General features: G+C 59.1%; 15 protein-coding genes. 11 read left to right on the forward strand and 4 right to left on the reverse strand.

Annotation, left to right across the window (positions count from 1 at the left end):
• Nucleotides 1-145 precede the first annotated feature (145 nt).
• Nucleotides 146-799 carry a YceH family protein gene (locus OKC28_RS13335; protein ID WP_005319007.1) on the forward strand — a complete coding sequence of 218 codons (654 nt, stop codon included), beginning with the start codon at nt 146-148 and terminating at the stop codon, nt 797-799.
• A gap of 225 nt (nt 800-1,024) precedes the next feature.
• Nucleotides 1,025-4,867, forward strand: a complete 3,843-nt coding sequence (locus OKC28_RS13340) for a DEAD/DEAH box helicase (RefSeq protein ID WP_270689671.1) — start codon at nt 1,025-1,027, stop codon at nt 4,865-4,867.
• A gap of 173 nt (nt 4,868-5,040) precedes the next feature.
• Here OKC28_RS13340 and OKC28_RS13345 read toward each other — a convergent pair whose 3' ends face one another.
• A complete protein-coding gene (locus OKC28_RS13345) occupies nt 5,041-5,934 on the reverse strand; it encodes a DNA replication terminus site-binding protein (RefSeq protein WP_270689673.1) in 894 nt (297 codons plus the stop codon).
• 520 nt (nt 5,935-6,454) lie between these two features.
• On the opposite strand from OKC28_RS13345, the gene OKC28_RS13350 reads away from it, so the two are divergent.
• The 7 genes from OKC28_RS13350 to OKC28_RS13380 all read left to right on the forward strand — a co-directional run bounded on the left by OKC28_RS13350 (nt 6,455) and on the right by OKC28_RS13380 (nt 12,447).
• Nucleotides 6,455-6,664, forward strand: coding sequence for a DUF1127 domain-containing protein (locus OKC28_RS13350; protein ID WP_017412738.1), 210 nt, complete (start codon nt 6,455-6,457; stop codon nt 6,662-6,664).
• Between the two features lie 279 nt (nt 6,665-6,943).
• Complete coding sequence (astE, locus tag OKC28_RS13355) at nt 6,944-7,969, forward strand: succinylglutamate desuccinylase (RefSeq protein WP_270689676.1); 1,026 nt, start codon at nt 6,944-6,946, stop codon at nt 7,967-7,969.
• Between the two features lie 274 nt (nt 7,970-8,243).
• Complete coding sequence (pdhA, locus tag OKC28_RS13360) at nt 8,244-9,338, forward strand: pyruvate dehydrogenase (acetyl-transferring) E1 component subunit alpha (protein WP_270689678.1); 1,095 nt, start codon at nt 8,244-8,246, stop codon at nt 9,336-9,338.
• Nucleotides 9,339-9,440: 102 nt separating this feature from the next.
• Nucleotides 9,441-10,427, forward strand: a complete 987-nt coding sequence (locus tag OKC28_RS13365) for an alpha-ketoacid dehydrogenase subunit beta (RefSeq protein ID WP_087755334.1) — start codon at nt 9,441-9,443, stop codon at nt 10,425-10,427.
• Between the two features lie 94 nt (nt 10,428-10,521).
• Entirely contained in the window at nt 10,522-11,622 is a 1,101-nt protein-coding gene (locus OKC28_RS13370; RefSeq protein ID WP_270689680.1) for a dihydrolipoamide acetyltransferase family protein, read from the forward strand.
• 205 nt (nt 11,623-11,827) lie between these two features.
• Nucleotides 11,828-12,037, forward strand: coding sequence for a cold-shock protein (locus OKC28_RS13375; protein ID WP_005331438.1), 210 nt, complete (start codon nt 11,828-11,830; stop codon nt 12,035-12,037).
• A gap of 104 nt (nt 12,038-12,141) precedes the next feature.
• Complete coding sequence (locus OKC28_RS13380) at nt 12,142-12,447, forward strand: hypothetical protein (protein WP_011898543.1); 306 nt, start codon at nt 12,142-12,144, stop codon at nt 12,445-12,447.
• Here the strand turns inward: OKC28_RS13380 and OKC28_RS13385 are convergent.
• Entirely contained in the window at nt 12,434-12,682 is a 249-nt protein-coding gene (locus tag OKC28_RS13385; protein ID WP_270689683.1) for a TIGR02647 family protein, read from the reverse strand. The genes OKC28_RS13380 and OKC28_RS13385 overlap by 14 nt on opposite strands.
• Before the next feature lie 249 nt (nt 12,683-12,931).
• Between OKC28_RS13385 and OKC28_RS13390 the strand changes: the two genes are divergently transcribed.
• Together OKC28_RS13390 and OKC28_RS13395 are read left to right on the forward strand one after the other, a co-directional pair.
• Nucleotides 12,932-13,489 (forward strand): hypothetical protein, encoded by a 558-nt coding sequence (locus OKC28_RS13390; RefSeq protein WP_270689685.1) that lies wholly within the window; start codon nt 12,932-12,934, stop codon nt 13,487-13,489.
• 94 nt (nt 13,490-13,583) lie between these two features.
• Nucleotides 13,584-13,976, forward strand: a complete 393-nt coding sequence (locus tag OKC28_RS13395; protein ID WP_005320236.1) for a DUF2750 domain-containing protein — start codon at nt 13,584-13,586, stop codon at nt 13,974-13,976.
• Nucleotides 13,977-14,070: 94 nt separating this feature from the next.
• Here the strand turns inward: OKC28_RS13395 and OKC28_RS13400 are convergent, their stop codons facing one another.
• Complete coding sequence (locus tag OKC28_RS13400; RefSeq protein ID WP_270689687.1) at nt 14,071-15,933, reverse strand: extracellular solute-binding protein; 1,863 nt, start codon at nt 15,931-15,933, stop codon at nt 14,071-14,073.
• Between the two features lie 131 nt (nt 15,934-16,064).
• Nucleotides 16,065-16,958, reverse strand: a complete 894-nt coding sequence (locus tag OKC28_RS13405) for an EamA family transporter (protein WP_270689689.1) — start codon at nt 16,956-16,958, stop codon at nt 16,065-16,067.
• Between the last annotated feature and the right edge of the window lie 266 nt (nt 16,959-17,224).

The following is a 17,224-nucleotide window of genomic DNA, read 5'->3' on the forward strand; positions in this document are numbered from 1 at the left end:
GCAGGTGCAAAGCAGGGCGGCAAGGTTGCGCGATGTTTCACCAACCGCACTACTGCTTCGCAAAAATAGGCGCCTTTGCTGGACGGCAGAGGCGCCATGGCTAAGATAGTGACCTCAACGTCTTGTTTTAGAAAGGGAGTATGAAATGGAGTTAGTGCTAGGCCCATTGGAAGCCCGCGTGATCGGTGCTCTGATAGAGAAAGAGATCTGCACGCCGGATCAATACCCCCTCTCCCTCAATGCCCTGGTCAATGCCTGCAACCAGAAGAGCAACCGCGAACCTGTGCTGGAGCTCTCCGAGCTGGATATCCGCGCCGTGGTGGATGAACTGATCCGCAAGCGTCTGGTCGTCAACACTGCCGGTTTCAATGCCCGGGTACCCCGTTACCAGCACCGCTTCTGCAATACCGAGTTCGGTACTCTCAAGTTCAGCGAGCAGGAGCTAGGTATCGTCTGCGAGCTGCTGCTGCGCGGCCCTCAGACACCGGGTGAGTTGCGCTCTCGCACCAACCGCTTGTGCAGCTTCGATGATGTTACTCAGGTGGATGCTGCCTTGGCCGCTCTGATTGAGCAGGGGCCTTATGTGGTCAAGTTGCCCCGCGAACCGGGCAAGCGTGAATCCCGCTATGCCCATCTGTTCAGCGGTGAGGTGGATCTGCAGGCGCTGGCCGAGGCATCCCCTGCCAGCAGTTATGCCTCCCCGGCGGCGGACAGGTTGAGCGTGCTGGAAGAAGAGGTCGAAACCCTCAAGTTACAGTTGCAAGCTCTGGAAGCCCGTCTGGCGCAACTGGAGGGCTGACATCTCGGCACGTTTCACCCTAAAGAGGCGCTCCGGCGCCTTTTTTATTGTCATTTCGCCGAGGTTCTCCCATCTTGGCATGTCTTCTTCCATCCTTTGTGATCCTCCGTGCTCCTTGGTTTATATGAGCCAGTCGGCTTTTTTTTGAGTTATTTCGCGGTTAAGGGTCGAGCCGCCGCCGCTTTCCCGTTAAAATTCCGCTTTTGCACCTGCCCGTGAGTCTTGATGTCTGCGTTCACCCTCTCTTTCGATTGTTATGCCCTGCTCAGTGAGCTGCAGTTGCAGCGCACCGCCAGTACCCGCTATTTGCAAGAACAGCTGCAAGCGCAGATGCCGCTCGGGCGGGCGTTGATCGACAAGTTGGAGCAGTTGCAGCAGCAGGGACTGGTGCGCCTGCGCGGGGAGCAGCAGTGGAGTCTGACGGCTGAGGGAACCCTGGCGTTGATCCTGGCGGTACGTTCGGGAGCCTGCCCCATGCCTAACTGGGCACGGGTGCCCTCGGTCACCGGCCAGGAGATGGCGCTGGCGCTGGTACGGGAGCTCTGTCTTGGTGAGGTGGGTCAGGTGCCGACCTACTATCTTGCGGCCGATTTGCTTGGCCTGCTCGACGTGACCGATGCCCATCGCCTGCTGCCGGGCTCCAGCCCGCAATGGCAGCAACTGATGTTGATGCACTTCTCCCTGCAAACCCTGCTCGATGCCGAGCCAGGGGCACAGTGGCCGCTCGCACCGGTTGCCAGCGCCTGTGCCCCCGAGCTGAAAAGCGTGAGCGAAGGGTTCGCCGCCGAATGGCAGTGGCTCTGTGGCGACCTTGCCGGCGAGGTCACCACACACTGGCCCGCCTTGCAGCAGTTGGCGGAGCAGGGGGGAGAGCAACCCCTTGCCGAACGGCTGCTCGGTGCCTTGGGCCAGTGGCAGGCAGAGGGTACCAAGGGGCAGTGGCCACTGATGTTCAGTGCTCTGCTCTGGCTCGGTTGGTTGCAACAAGCTGACCCCGTGATCGCCAGCGAGCAGCGCAAGAAGTGGCAACGCAGTCTGGGTAATCAGTTTCCGTTGCTGGCGGATCTGCTGGGTCAGTGGGCCGGTGATCGTCATGGTCAGGCGGTCGGTCTGTTCGACACCCTTCAATTGCCGCTGGAAGAGTTGCACTGGGGTTACCTCTGGCTCGATCTCTGCGCCCTTGCCAGGCACGGGGAGCAGAGCCCCCAGGTTGCCATACTGCACAAGTGGGATCTCTCCCATGTGCTGGAGGCACAACCCCATCACAGGCTGATGGCCTTTTGCCAGGATCTGCTGCGACTCCTGTTGGGGCAGGGGGCGCAGCGCGCACCGCTGCAGCAACTGCGAGCCGCCAACGGGGATGACGCATCCGCAGACCAGGACGAAGACGACAAGACCCCCGCCTCGGCCAGCTGGCTCAATTGGTTGCAGGGGTTGGGGCGTTCCAGCGGCGTGCGCAAGGCGCAGGAGCGGCTGGTGTGGCTGCTGCATGCCGAAGGGCCCGAGCTTGAGTGCAAGATCCAGAAGCAGAGCACCAAAGGGGAGTGGACCGCCGGTCGCCGGGTCGATCCCGCGCTGCTCTCGACTCAATATGCCGCTCTGCTTGACGAAGAGGACTGGGCGCTGGTGCGCACCCTGCCTAGGGTCATGGGCCAGCTGCCACGAGAGGCCTGGGCTCCCCTTGCCACTCATCCGCGCCTGTTCAATGCCAAGGGGCAGAAGTTGCAACTGGCCGTCAGTGCGCCACTGTTGCAGATTATCGCCACCGAGCAGGGCATGAGTGCCTTGCTGAGCCCGTCCGCCGCGGCGCGCGGTGCCCATATACTGCCGCTGGCACAGGATTTGTGGCAGCTCATCCTCACCCCTCAGGCGCTGCTCGATCGTCTGCCTGCACTGGAATCTATCCCCCTGTTGCCCGCCGAGGGCTTAAGCGAATTGCAGCGCACCCTGGACGCCATCCCCGATCTGCCCTGGCACAGCCAGGTGGCAGGTCTGCAAGGCAATGCCGAATTGGCCCCCTGGCCCGGTATTCCCTCGGTACAGCTGGATTGGCAGGATGGCCAGCTGGCGGTCAAGCTGGTGACTCGGCAGGGTGAGTTGCCACCGCTTCCCCTTGGCAAGGGGGAGGCCATAGTGCGCCAGGGGAGCAAGGATTATCACTACTGGCAGCGAGATCTTCTCGCCGAGAAGGGGCAGGCCCAGCAACTGCGCAATTCACTGCCCATAGGGCTGCCAGGGAGTGAGTGGCTACTTCAGGGGGAGCAGGCGCTGGCGCTGGTCAACGCCCTGCCCGAGCTGGTGGATGCCGGTGTGGTCATTCACTGGCATCAGGACAGCGCCCGCCTCAAGAGTCTGGATGAAGCAGCCCTGAGCCTGCGTATCGAGCGGCGCCAGGACTGGTTCCAGGTGGAGGGGGCACTGGCCCTCGATGAGCACCAGATCCTCGATTTGCGTCTCATCCTGCGCCAGATGACGCCAGGTCAGCGCACCGTCCAGCTCGACGAGAAGACCAGCCTGATGTTGAGTGACAAGCTGGTGGAGCGGCTCACCATGCTGGGCGCCATGCTGGATGAAGAGCAACGCATCAACAACAAGCTGGCCTATCCGCTCACCCGCCTGCTCTCCGTCATCACCATTGAGGGGGATGACGCCTGGCACTCCCTGCAACAGGAGTGGCAGCAGGAGGTGGAATGCCCCGCCGAACTGTTGACCCCGCTGCGGGATTATCAGAAGGACGGGGTACGCTGGCTGGCGACTCTGGCCCATCATGGCTTCGGTGCCTGTCTGGCCGATGACATGGGTCTGGGCAAGACCTTGCAGGCGCTCATAGTGCTGCGCATGCGTCAGCACCTGGGTCCGGCGCTGGTGGTGGTGCCAAAGTCAGTGGTCACCAACTGGCAGGAAGAGGTCGCACGTTTCGCCCCCGAACTTGAGGTGGTGGTATTCGAGAACCCTTCCGAGCGGGAAGGGGTGATCCGCGATGCCAGGGCCGGCCAGGTGATCCTGCTCAACTACGGCATGCTCGGCAGCCTGGCGGAGGCGCTCAAGTCCCGCCGCTGGTCCAGTATGGTGCTGGACGAGGCGCAGCAGATCAAGAATGCCGGCACCCAGCGTGCCAAGCTGCTGTTCCAGCTCGAAGGGGATTTTCGCCTTGCCCTCTCCGGCACCCCTATCGAGAACCACCTAGGGGAACTGTGGAGCCTGTTTACCTTTATCAACCCGGGTCTGCTTGGCAGCCTGGGCGAGTTCAAGCGCCGCTTCGGCAAGGCGGTAAAAGATCCCCAGCACATGGCCCTGCTGCGGGCTGTGATCAGTCCCTTTATCTTGCGTCGTCTCAAGCAGCAGGTGCTGACCGAGTTGCCGGACAAGACAGAGATCATTCATCACATCAGTCTCTCCCCCGAGGAGCGCCAGTTGTATGAAGCAACCCGGCGCGAAGTGGTGCAGCAGGTGCAAAGTGCCGATGGCCGCGCCCTGATGCACGTGTTGAGCGGCCTGACCCGGCTGCGCCGGCTCTGCTGCTCCCCCGAGCTGGTGATGCCCGAGTGGTCACAGACCAGCAGCAAGCTGGACGAGGCGATGGCGCTGCTGGACGAGGCCATCGGCAACGGTCATAGAGTGCTGGTGTTCAGCCAGTTCGTCGATCTGCTGAGCCTGCTGCGCGCGCGCATTGAACAGAAAAAATGGGATTACTGCTATCTGGATGGGGGCTGCTCCGCCAAGTCCCGCCAGGACTCCATACTGCGCTTCCGGCACGAGCCGGTGCCGCTGTTCCTCATCAGCCTCAAGGCGGGGGGCACAGGTCTCAACCTGACCCAGGCCGATACGGTGCTGCACCTGGATCCCTGGTGGAACCCGGCTGTAGAAGATCAGGCGAGCGATCGGGCCCATCGCATGGGGCAGACCCAGCCGGTGACTGTCTATCGGCTGGTGTGCGAGCAGACGGTGGAGGAGAAGATTGTCGCCCTGCACGACGAGAAGCGTGCACTGGCCGATGGCCTGCTGAGCGGCCAGTCCGAAGTGCGCGGGCTGGATGTGGAGAGCCTGCGCGCCCTGCTGATGGGCTGATCAGGCTGACGCTGTGTACAAGGGGGGATCGCCAGCAGGCGATCCCCCCTTCGTTTATGTCTGTGTCTGCAAAGGAGATCCCGTCAAAGAGGTGGCCGCTCAGCCAGGGCTGCGGAGCTGCGAATTGGCATCTTGCCACACCATCAGGAGAGGGGGAGTCTGCCGGTTCGTGGCTACCCCTGATAGAGGTAGAGGTGCAGCCGTTCTATGATGGGCTCACCGCCAATCTTGCGATCTCGCCGCGCCTGCCGCAGCTTGGGCGGGTAGTGGCCAAGGTGGGTGACGCCGGGCTGGGTATCCGAGCAGAGCAGCAAGGGCAGGCTCGCCTTGAGCTGCTGCTTGCGGGGCTCCCTGTCCTGCCAGAGCAGGTTGATCATGGGGTGAGTCTTGACTGGTCGCCGGATCCTGAGCTCGGCATCGGCAGGCAGGCGGCGAAGGTCATAGACCTCCTGATCCACCATCTTGCTCCACTCCTCATTGTTGGAGAGCGCTGGAATATAGCGGCGGCTGCGCTCCAGCATCTCCAGCACCTGCTCCCGGCTGAGGCGGTTGATGCTTTGTTTGTCGGCCCAGGTAAAGCCGAGGGAATGCAACTCACCCTCCAGCAGGGTCAGCTTGCGGTAGACCTGCAAGGTGATCACCCCGGGCAGGGCCCTGTGTACCAGCTCGAATTTCTCATCCCGCCCACCTGCCTGTTGCACCAGCCCCTTAAAAGCGAGTTTGCGAGTGTTAATCTCCTCGATCAGTGGGCGCAGCTGGCTGGCGCTGGCGGCAGAGAAGCGCAGCCAGCCCGGCAGGCGGTGGGTAGCCTTGGTGGAGCAGCCGGGGCGAGCACTGTGATCCTGATAGGCCGCCAGGGTGGCCGCCAGAGCTTCCTCTGCGCCCAGATAGCCCACTTCTATCTGCTCGATGGGCTCGTGTTCCTGCCCCTGGGGTACGGCAGGAAGGGGATAGACGTGAGCCTCCAGCAAGGGTAGCTGACCCAGCTGTCGGGCCAGGCGGGCCAGCGCCTCTTCGAGCGCGTCCATCTGTTGACGCAGGGCGGCAGTCGGAGTAAATGTGTCCATCGGCATGTCCTGTGGTCGCCCCTGTCACATCCTCTGAAGAGAGTTGGCAGGGGGTTGGCTGAACTACTGTATAAATAACCATACCAGTATGCCGGAAGTGAGCCAAGTGCCTCCTTTTTGATGCCCTTGGCGAGCATCAGAAGTGATAGCCATTTGGGTGTTTTTTTTTGTATCTCTCTGTTAAATAAGGATCAATAAAAGATCTCTTGTTTAACAACTGGATGTAAACACCAGGTTGCCTGCCTCGCCTTTAGATCCGGTGACTGCATAGCCAAGGCAGGAAACTGCATAGTTAGGGGTGTGCCACGCAGGAGAATATGCTGTCGGGTTTTCATGCGGAATAAAACGGTTATTTAATAGTTAAAAATCAATTGGTTATATTTTAATGGCTGACGATATGCAGCATTAGCTTTACTAATGCGTTGTATCAAAATTCGTCAATTGAGTCGGTTGTCCCTCCTGACTAAGCTTTGCGCAATAAATATGCACCCGCGCAGACATCATCAAGAGGAGCCACATCATGGCCAACATGACTTATACCGAAGCCGGTTACCAGCATTCCAGCCAATTGAATCTGGCTGCTCGCGTCAAAATGACAGTACTGACCTGGCTGGAACGCAGCCGCAGCCGTCGCCAGCTCTCCGAGCTGCCCGAGTATCTGCTCAAGGACATCGGCCTGAACGAATCTGATCGTTATCAAGAGACCACCAAGCCCTTCTGGCGTGGTTGATCTGCCGGGCATGGATGCCTTGTTTTCTGCTGATCCTGATTGCTTAATCCCGACTTGGCTCGTGCCAGCGTGTGAATGATTGCCTGATATTATTGCTTCCCCGCAGTGCTGTTTTACTTCCCGTGATTTCCCCTTCCTTTACCCCATACCTTGTCGATTTGTCACTATCTGTCGCCAGTTTTGTATCCTTACTGTTTGAATTTGTTTAAAAACTGATTTTAAGCCCACACGCCTTGCGTATAATCCGCCCATAGCATTCCTGACAAAAGGGTGAGATGGATGATTCCCCAGCATGATTTTTTGGCCCTGACCCGCCACCACGAGTGGCAGCTTGAGCCCTTCGCGTTTGACCTGCCCGATGGCTCCCGGGTGAGCGTGTGGGATACGGGAGTGCTCTGCCTGGAGCCTGCCAGTGGCGCGGGCGATCAGTCCGGGGGACGCAAGGATATCGTCCTCTCCTGCGGCATTCACGGCAACGAAACCGCGCCCATCGAGATCTGCAACCAGCTGCTGACCCGGCTGCTCAGCGGCGAGCTTAGCGCCCGTCATCGGGTGCTGTTCCTGTTTGGCAACCCGGCCGCCATGAACCTGGGGTTGCGGGAGGTGGAGGAGAACATGAACCGGCTCTTCTCCGGTGCCCACAGCAAGGGGGAGGGACTGTGCAATCAGGAGCGCATTCGTGCCATGCGCCTCGAGCAGTATGTGAGTCGCTTCTTTGCCAATCCTGCCCGGCCCCGTTACCACTACGACCTGCACACCGCCATTCGCGGTTCGCGCCACGAGAAGTTTGCTGTCTACCCTTTCCCCCATGAGCGGCCCCATTGCAAGGAGCAGGTGCAGTTCCTCGGTGCCTGCGGGGTGCGTACCATACTGCTCTCCAGCGGCCCCACCACCACCTTCAGCTATTACAGCTCGCACCAGCATGGTGCCCATGCCTTCACGGTAGAGCTGGGCAAGGTGCGCCCGTTTGGCGAGAACGACACGACCCGCTTCATCGAGACCCGTCAGGCGCTGCAGGAGCTGGTAACTCGGGATGAGGTGGCGCTCGAGCCCTGGCGCGCGGATGACTTCACCATTTTTGCCATCGACCGGGTGATCAACAAGCGTTCGGAGCAGTTTCGCTTCCTGTTTGCCAGCGATGTGGACAATTTCACCGAGTTTCCCCAGGGATTCGTGCTGGCCGAGGATGGTGAACTGCGCTACACGGTAGAAAAGACGCGGGAAGCGGTGGTCTTCCCCAACGCCAATGTGGCCATAGGTCAGCGTACCGTGCTGCTGGTGGTGCCGACCCGTTTGTGGGTGTGAGCCGACCCCGTCTTCTGTGCCATAGACCTGCGCGTCGTCCGGCTGGTGACGCGAATCCATTGATGTGGGAGTGATCCCGCATCCACCCAAAAGGGAGCCCGAAGCGGCTCCCTTTTTCGTCTCTGCTCAGCCGAAAAGTTCAGTGTCTTTCTGAAATTAAAGAAGTTTCTACTGGTCTTACCTGGTTAAATCACATTGCTCTTTGGTTAACATATTATTTACATTCTAAGAGTCACCTCATGGTGGTGACGTTGACAACGGCAAGGAGCCAGTTATGACCCATGTCGACATCCCTTTCCTTCGTTACCTCGATGAGGAAGGGCGCCCGGTCGCAACACTACCGACCTGGCTGGACAAGGCGATACTGCACACTTTCTACCGCAACATGGTGATGGTGCGCAGCTATGACAAGAAAGCAATCGCGCTGCAACGAACCGGCAAGCTCGGCACCTTTCCCTCCCATCTGGGAGCCGAGGCGGTCGGGATAGGCGTCGGTCTCGCCATGCAGGAGCAGGATGTCTATGTGCCCTACTACCGGGACATGCCCACCCTTTATGTGCGGGGCGTGCCCATGGAGAAAAACCTGCAGTATTGGGGCGGGGACGAACGGGGTAGTATTTTTTACAAGGCCGACGGAGAGCTTTCGGAGGACTTGCCCATCTGCGTGCCCATCGCCACCCAGATCACCCATGCCGCCGGTATAGCGGCGGCCTTCAAGTTGCGGAACCAGCCTCGTGTCGCCGTGGTCACCATAGGTGACGGCGGTACCTCCAAGGGGGACTTTCTGGAGGGGCTCAACTGCGCCGGTGTCTGGAATCTGCCCATGGTGATGATCATCAACAACAACCAGTGGGCCATTTCTGTGCCGCGCAAGTTGCAGTCGAGCGCACCCACCCTGGCCCAGAAAGGAGTTGGCGCAGGGGTACGCAGCATCCAGGTTGACGGCAACGACGTTGTCGCTGTTTATGATGCCACCCGCATCGCCGTCGAGCGTGCTCGCAGTGGCAAGGGGCCGACTCTCATAGAGGCGATCAGCTATCGGCTGGGGGATCACACCACGGCCGACGATGCGACCCGCTATCGGGATGCTGCCGAGGTGGAAGCCGCCTGGGCCAAGGAGCCGGTCAAGCGGTTGCGACAATTCATGTTTGAACAGGGTTGGTGGGACGAGCATCAGGAGCAGGCGCTGCTGGCCGAGGCGAGCCGGGAGGTCGATCGCGCCGTGGCTGCCTATGAAAGCACGGCCCCGCAGGCTCCGGAAACCCTGCTCGACTATCAGTTTGCCGAGTTGCCCAAGGATTATCGCGGGCAGCGCCAGCGCATCATCGCCAAGGGCATGCAGCGTCACGCCGGGGAGGAACGCTCATGATCGATGAGATGAGACTGCAGGATGCCATCAAGCCGGCCTGGTGTGACGACATGACATGCCACGGAAATGCGGTGGCTGATGACGCCGAGTGGGGGAGGACGCATGAGTGAAATGACACTGCTCGAAGCCATCAATCTGGCACTGCACCATGAGATGGAACACGACCCTGATGTGGTTGTTCTGGGGGAGGATGTCGGGGTCAACGGCGGGGTGTTTCGGGCCACTGTTGGCCTTCGCGACAAGTTTGGCTTCAAACGGGTGATAGATACACCGCTGGCCGAGGGGCTGATCGCCGGGGTGGCGGTGGGGATGGCAACCCAGGGACTCAAGCCGGTGGCCGAGTTCCAGTTTCAGGGCTTCATCTTCCCCGGCATGGAGCAGATCATCTGCCAGGCCGCGCGGATGCGTAACCGCACCCGTGGCCGTCTCTCCTGCCCCATCGTCTATCGCTCTCCCTACGGCGCCGGCATTCACTCGCCGGAGCACCACAGCGAGAGCGTTGAAGCCCTGTTTGCCCATATTCCGGGCCTGCGGGTGGTCATTCCCTCCAGCCCGAGGCGTGCTTATGGCTTGCTGCTATCGGCCATTCGTGACCCGGATCCCGTCATGTTCTTCGAGCCTGATCGTATCTATCGCTCCATGAAGTCGGACGTGGTGGATGACGGTGTCGGCCTGCCGCTGGATGTCTGCTTCACCCTGCGGCCGGGGCGGGATATCACCATGGTTGCCTGGGGGGCCTGTATTCAGGAGGTGATGCGGGCGGCGAGCCTCTTGGCGGAGCAGGATATCCAGTGCGAAGTGCTGGATTTGGCGACCATCAAGCCGCTGGACATGGAGAGCATTCTGGCGTCGGTGCGCAAGACAGGCCGTCTGCTGGTGGTGCACGAAGCGTGCGGCAGCTTCGGGGTGGGGGCCGAGATAGTGGCGCGGGTGACCGAGGAGGCGTTGGCTTCCCTCAAGGCGCCGCCCAAGCGTCTCACCGGGGTGGATGCCGCCGTACCCTATTATCGCAACGAAGAGTATTACCTCATCACAGAGCAGGATATCGCGGATGCGGCTTACCAGCTGATGGAGAACAAATGGCTATGACATTTTTCAAATTTTGGCGCTTCAGCAGCCGAGCAAAAAATAGCCATGGAATCTTCCAACGTTTGGTGATTGCCCCGCAGATGGAGAACTGGTCATGAAATTTTTCAAATTACCGGACCTGGGCGAAGGGTTGGCCGAGGCCGAGATCGTCGAATGGAAGGTGAGTGCTGGCGATACAGTGAGTGTCGATCAGGTGCTGTTGTCGGTAGAAACCGCCAAGGCGCTGGTGGATGTGCCCTCGCCGGTGGCGGGGGTGATTGCCAGGCTCTGTGGTCAGGAGGGAGACATACTTCACATTGGCGCGCCACTGGTGGAATTTGAAGGGGGTGAAGATGACGGCACTGTGGTGGGCAAGGTCAGCGCCCACCAACAGCATATCGAGGATCACTTCGTTGTGGGGGCCATAGCCCCCGGTGGCAACCTGATACAGGCTATGCCTGCGGTGCGGCTGCTGGCACAGAAACTGGGTCTGGATATCGATCGGATCAAGTGCAGTGGCGGTGCCTGTATGGTGACCGAGCAGGACGTGCAGGCGGCATTCGAGGTGCAGCAAAGCAGCGGCAACGAGTTCCTCAAGGGCTCGCGCCGGGCCATGGCCAAGGCGATGGAGCTTTCCCATCAGACAGTGGTGCCGGTCAGCATCACCGACGAAGTGGATCTGCGTCACTGGCGCCCAGACGAAGATGTGACAGTGCGGCTCATCAAGGCCATCGGTGTCGCTTGCCGGGCCGAACCTTCCATGAACGCCTGGTTTGACGGAGATACGCTCTCAAGGCGGCTGTTCAACGAGGTCAACGTGGCCATTGCTGTCGACTCCAGACATGGGCTCTATGTACCCGTGATGGAGAACGTAGCCGAGCGGGAGGGAGCCGACATCCGGCAGGGGCTGGATCGGATGATCGCCGATGTGAAGGCGCGCGCTGTGCCGCGCGAGATGCTGCAGGGGGCGACTATTACCCTCACCAACTTCGGTGCCATCGCGGGTCGCTATGCCAGTCCGATCGTGACACCACCGCAGGTGGCCATCATAGGTGCGGGCAAGTTGTTCGAGAAGGTGGTGTTCATCCACGGGGAGGCTCGCCCGGTCAGAGTGCTGCCTCTGTCGATGACCTTTGATCACAGGGCCTGCACCGGTGGCGAGGCTGCTCGCTTCCTCAAGGTACTGGTTCAGGCACTGGAATCGCCCGCCTTATAAACGGCTGTGCCCTGCCATTGGCGGGGCACAAATTTGTTTGCGTAATCCCCAAAGCCACGTATAATCTAAATCAGCTTGAAAGGGCCAAAGTTATGTCAATGAATATGATGTTTTACATCTTTTCCTGTTGTTCATAAGTTAATCCCGTTTTTGAGCTTTATCCGCTGAAAAGCATAAGTAATTATTTAGAATACAGGTTAAAGATATGTCTAACATGATCACCGGTACCGTTAAGTTTTTCAACGAAACCAAAGGTTTTGGCTTCATCCAGCAAGAAAACGGCCCGGACGTTTTCGTTCACTTCAGCGCTATCAGCGGTAACGGTTTCCGTACCTTGGCTGAAGGTCAGCGCGTACAGTTTTCTGTGACCCAAGGTCAGAAAGGCCCGCAGGCTGAGAACGTAACTGCTCTGTAATTCTTACAGAATTTAAGAAAGCCGTGGTACCTCTGGTTCCACGGCTTTTTGTTTATGGGCCATCTTCACTGTTTTCAGCATCATAGTTGACCTTGAATTTCACCATGACCCCATCACTTCTTCTTGCTGCCAGCCTGCTAACTATTGCCGATCTTCAGACACAGAGTACATCCGCCACAGAAGCGAAAGCCGTATGTCAGCAGTTTGTTCAGGTACGTCTTGGGAATGATAGTCAGCCTGATGAGATCAAGGCTCAGCCTTTGCCAAAGCGGGAAGGGGAGTGGATGGTCGATGGCAAGGTAAAAGGACCCGAAGGTCCTTTGCTGTTTGCCTGTTTGTTGCGCCAGGGCTTGCGCTGGGAGTTGATCAACTTTTCGCTCTGGGCCCCGCAGGCGATCAAAGCGGTTTGAGTGCGACTATCAGATGTTGCAGATGCTCAACCATTGTCATGCCAAAAGGAGTCAGGTAGCCGCCATCCTCTGCGCTGATGAGCCCTTGCTGATGCAGACGTACAGCCGCCCGACACAGCTCGTCGGACATGTCACTGCGCAACTTGATCCCCAGGCTCATGTTGGCCGGATCAAAGCATGCCAGTATTTTCAAGTCGTTTACAAAGTCGTTAGAAATCTGGTCGATCCCAATCATGAATGCACTCCTTACGCTAAAGATGTATGCAAACTAGCATTCTCGGATCCACTTTAGTGGGCGCTGGTTCAAACTATTGGGCTTTATCCGTGCGAGGAGTGCTTGAACGCTGTTTTTTTGGGCGCTGCTCTCCGAGTTGCTGTGAAAATGTGAGTCCTCTCGCCAGCGTTCAAACATGATAGGATAAGGCTCTCCTTTGTCTTTCTGGCCGAGCACTGTATATCGGCCTTCCAGTTCAAGGCGCCCCTCATGGTAAAGATCACGCTAGTATCACTGCTTCACACTCTCGGTCCCCGTTTCCCTGTCTATCCCACCTCTCTGCTGCTACCTCTGCTCGACAAGCATCAGGGCGATGTCTGGCTGCCAGCTATAAAGGGGGGGGATGTGGCCGTATTGCGTCAGCATGGCAAGGGTGCGGCTGCGCAAACCCTGGCGCCGCTGACGGCTGGCTGGTGTGACTTTGCTGCCAGCGATGTCGGAGCGACGCCCGAGCTGGATGCCCTTGCCAACTACGACAGCGAGATGATGGACAATCTGTTGATGTATTGGCACAGCCCGGCCAAAATAAACAGCCCGATCACCGACAACCTGTTCGAGCTGCGCCGCGAGGTGGTGGACGAAGCCCATGGATCCAAACTGGCCAACGCCTGGGAGCAACAACAGCTGCTACGATTCGAGCAGATCATGCAGGGCGTACAGGCGGGACGGGATCAGCTCTGCTTCGTCGAGGTGGAGTCCGCCTACTGGCTGCGCCAGCGTTGTTGCGAGACGACGGAGATCTCCCTGGTGACGCCTGAACTGGGCTGATATTGCCGAATAATAGGTGACCGATCTCTCATACTGGACAAGCTGTCAGCAAGATGTGAACATGGCGCCCTTTATTGAAAGAGAGACTTGGCCAATGAGCTATGAACTGAGCGAAACCGAGCGCAATGCTGCGCTGCAACTGAATGCCGACTACCGTTACGAGCACTTCATCAGCAAGCTGGTCGAGTACGAAGAGCTGTTTGTCCTGACCGACGAGCACGGCGTCATGATGCTGACCACAGACGATGAAGATTGCATCCCGGTATGGCCACACCCTGAGTACGCCCAGGCGTGGGCCGAGGGTGAATGGGCCGAATGCAAGCCGCAGTCCATCACCCTCAAGGTGTGGCTGGAGCGCTGGGTTGACGGTATGGAGCAGGACGAGCTGTGCGTCGCCGTGTTCCCGACTCCGGATCAGGAAGGCATAGTGCTGTCGCCGGCTGACGTGGCTGATGCCATTGCCGAGAAGCAGGCCAAGCGCGCTTAATCGCCCCTAGCGTCAAGGCTGCAACCACGGTTGCAAACAAAAAAGACCCCGTCACCTCTGGTGCGGGGTCTTTTGTTTGATATGTACTTTGGTCTCAAGGCTGCCGATAAGTGGTGTCTATCTTCATGACGGCAGGAAAGGTCTTGCCGTTTTTGATGGCGGCTTTTGTCTCGGTTTTTAGCTGGTCGTCGATCCAGAGCAGACCGCCGTAGCTGTAGCCGCTACTTCCGCCATCGAGTGGCCAGTAAAGCAGATCACTTTTGGGTGTGGCGGGCAGCTTGGGTAATTTTATCCAGCGCCAGGCCCCTTCCCGGGTATAGGGCACCTGATAGGCAGGGACAAAGCTGGCCAGTTCATACAGTCGCTGCTGGATCTGCCGCGACAGCGTCGCTTTTTTGGTGAAGTCGAACTCCTTGTCGTACTGCTCCACCAAGGCAGTGATGGCGTCATCATCTATGTTCATGATGTTGTTGGTCTGGGGCTTGTTGGCATTGACCTTGTGGAAAAACTCCCAATAAGCGGGATAGCGACCGCCGCTCCATGCCATCCAGGCACTCTGGTGTTTTTTCTCCAGCATGGACTTGAAACCCGAAGAGGCATCCATCAGGTTGAGCTCGAGATTGAGCCCCGCCTTCTTGGCCTCCTCCCGCAGCAAAGTGAGCCGCTGGGCATGTTCCGCCGTGGTGTAGGTGATGGTCAGGGTCAGTGGTTGCCCCTTGTTGTTTTGCAAAATGCCCTGTGGCCCCACCTTGTTGAAACCAGCCTTGGCGAAATAGCTGCGCGCAAGTTTGGGATCAAACGGGCGTGCCTTTATCTCTGTGTTGGTAAAATCCCCTTGGCCCGACCCGTAGCTGTTGAGTCGCTGGTAATCCCCTCGCAGCAAGGTGACGAGCATCTTGTCTAGGTTGAGGGAATGCTGGATGCCCAGCCGCACATTGAGCTCGCTGAGCAGCGGGTCTGCTGTATTGAGATAGAGTCCCATGGGGGATTGGGGAGTCTGGTTGTAGAACCAGAGCCGCTCGATATAACCCTTCTCGAATTCTGCGGTTTTGGTCTTGTCGTGCCACCAGTTGGGCATGACCAGCGGGAAGGTATCCAGATCGCCGCGCAAGAAGTGTTGCCAGGCGATGTTCTGATCCCGCAACACCTTGATCTCAATCCTGTCCGGGTTGAAGCGGTGCTGAAAGTAGCGCTCCTCGTCTCCCCACCAATCTTTGATCCGCTTGAAGCTAACCGACTTGCCCTTTTTTACCTCACCGAGCTGATAGGGGCCCGTGACTGGCAGTATTTTCCAGTTGTACTCCTTGACCCAGTTGGCCGTGAGCTTGATGGCGTGGCTTGGCTCCGGGGTGAATGGCAGGGATTCCAGCAGATCTTCCCGACTCTTTTCGCTGCCGCTGGTGATGGAGAGGGTGTGGTCATCGAAGCGTGTCACGTCTGCGATCTGGGTGCTGTAGTAGTTGTTGTACCAGGGGTCGTTTATTTCCTTGCTGCGCATCATCTTGAGGGTAAACACCCAGTCATCGGCGGTGACGGGCTGGCCATCGGACCAGCGAGCCTTGGGGTTGATGCGAAAATAGAGGGTCTTGTGATCGGCGCCAAAGGCCCACGAGTTTGCCAGCATGGGCATGGGGTTGCCTGTGACGGGATGTGTGCTCAACAGCGGCAGGTTGCTTTCCCTGACATAGCTGGCAAAGCTGCCGTTGGAATCGGGCCCGAATTTGCGCAGGGTCAACGGAAAGCTGGTGACAAATCCGCGAAAGGTGCCGCCCCGTTTGGCGGCCTGGTCGGCGTAGACAGGATCAGCATTGTTGTGCTCCCACTTGAGATCCGCAGGCAGGCCGGCGCCCCAGCCAAACTGACTCCAGCACAGGGTTAGGGTGATGGCGGCGGTGTAAGCAGTGGTGCGAATAAGGGGCGGGACGGGGCTCACCCCGGCTGAGGCTGTCGATGGCATATCCTTGCTCTCTCCTGATGGTCTGCATCCTGCAGGCACGGTCTGGTGACGTCAGTCCCGATAGGGACTGGCTCATGATGGAAATTTTTGCCAGTTGGGTCAATGGCGATGGGCAAATAACGCCTTGGTCATCAAGGCGCCGTCTGTGGCTTGAACCAGCGCAGCCGGCCACCCAGCAGATGGACCACGAAGCCGAGCAGCACCAGACCAGAGCCCAGCCACTGCAACGGAGTGGGGTGCTCATCGAGCAGGACGGCAGCCGCCACCATGCCGACGCAGGGCACCAGCAGGGAGAGCGGTGCCACCTGGGCCACCGGATAACGCATCAGCAGGCGGCCCCACAGGCCGTAACCGAGCCAGGTGGCGACAAAGGAGAGATAGAGCACGCACAAGAGCCCCTGCCAGCTGAAGTTGAGCAGGCTGGCGGCAATGCTCTCCGGCCCTTCGAACAACCAGGACAGGGCGAAGAAAGGCAGTATGGGCACCAGGCCGCCCCAGGCGATGAGGCTGGGCAGGGAAGTTTGATAGCGCAGGCCAATCTGGCGATTGATGACGTTGCCAAGGCCCCAGCAGGCGGCTGCGCAGAGCGTCAGCACGAAGCCGAGCAGGGTCAGGTTACCCTCGCCATGGGTGGCAATGAGATAGAGTCCTGCGCCCGCCAGTGGCAACGCTACCCAGTGATGGGGCTGCCAGCGCTCCCCCAGCCAGAGCATGGCGAACAGCAGGGTGAACACCACCTGGGATTGCAGTACCAGCGAGGCCATGCCCGCCGGCATGCCGAACTTCATGGCACTGAACAGGAAGGCAAACTGTCCCAGGCTGATGGCGCCACCATAGGCCAGCAGCCAGCGCCAGGGCATGGTGGGCCTGGGCACCAGCAAGATGGCGGGGAAGACCACGCCGACGAAGCGCAGCGCTCCCAGCAACAGCGGCGGTATCCCCTCCAGCCCCCACTTGATCGCCACGAAATTCAGCCCCCAGCAGAGGATGACCAGGGCGGCCAGACACTTGTCCTTGGTTTGCATTCAGCTTCCTTGTATGACTGCCTTTTAAAAGAGGTGCGGCGATCCCGCTGCCAGCGGGACGGGTCGGCAAGAGGACGAGCATACCCTTGACAGGGTGGCTGGCGTCAAGTCGCCAGACCGGCTTGCACCAAAGGACGGATCACTTGCTGGTTGCCGGCTACTCTTGTGGCCAAGAGGCGGCCGGGCAGTGGTCAAGGCATCTGTGGTGGATAGGGCGTTTGCCTGCCTTGACCTCGGTTTTTTGTCTGCGGCCAGATGGAGGGGGA

The organism is Aeromonas sp. D3 (genome assembly GCF_027705025.1).
In the GTDB taxonomy this organism is placed as follows: Bacteria; Pseudomonadota; Gammaproteobacteria; order Enterobacterales; family Aeromonadaceae; genus Aeromonas; species Aeromonas salmonicida.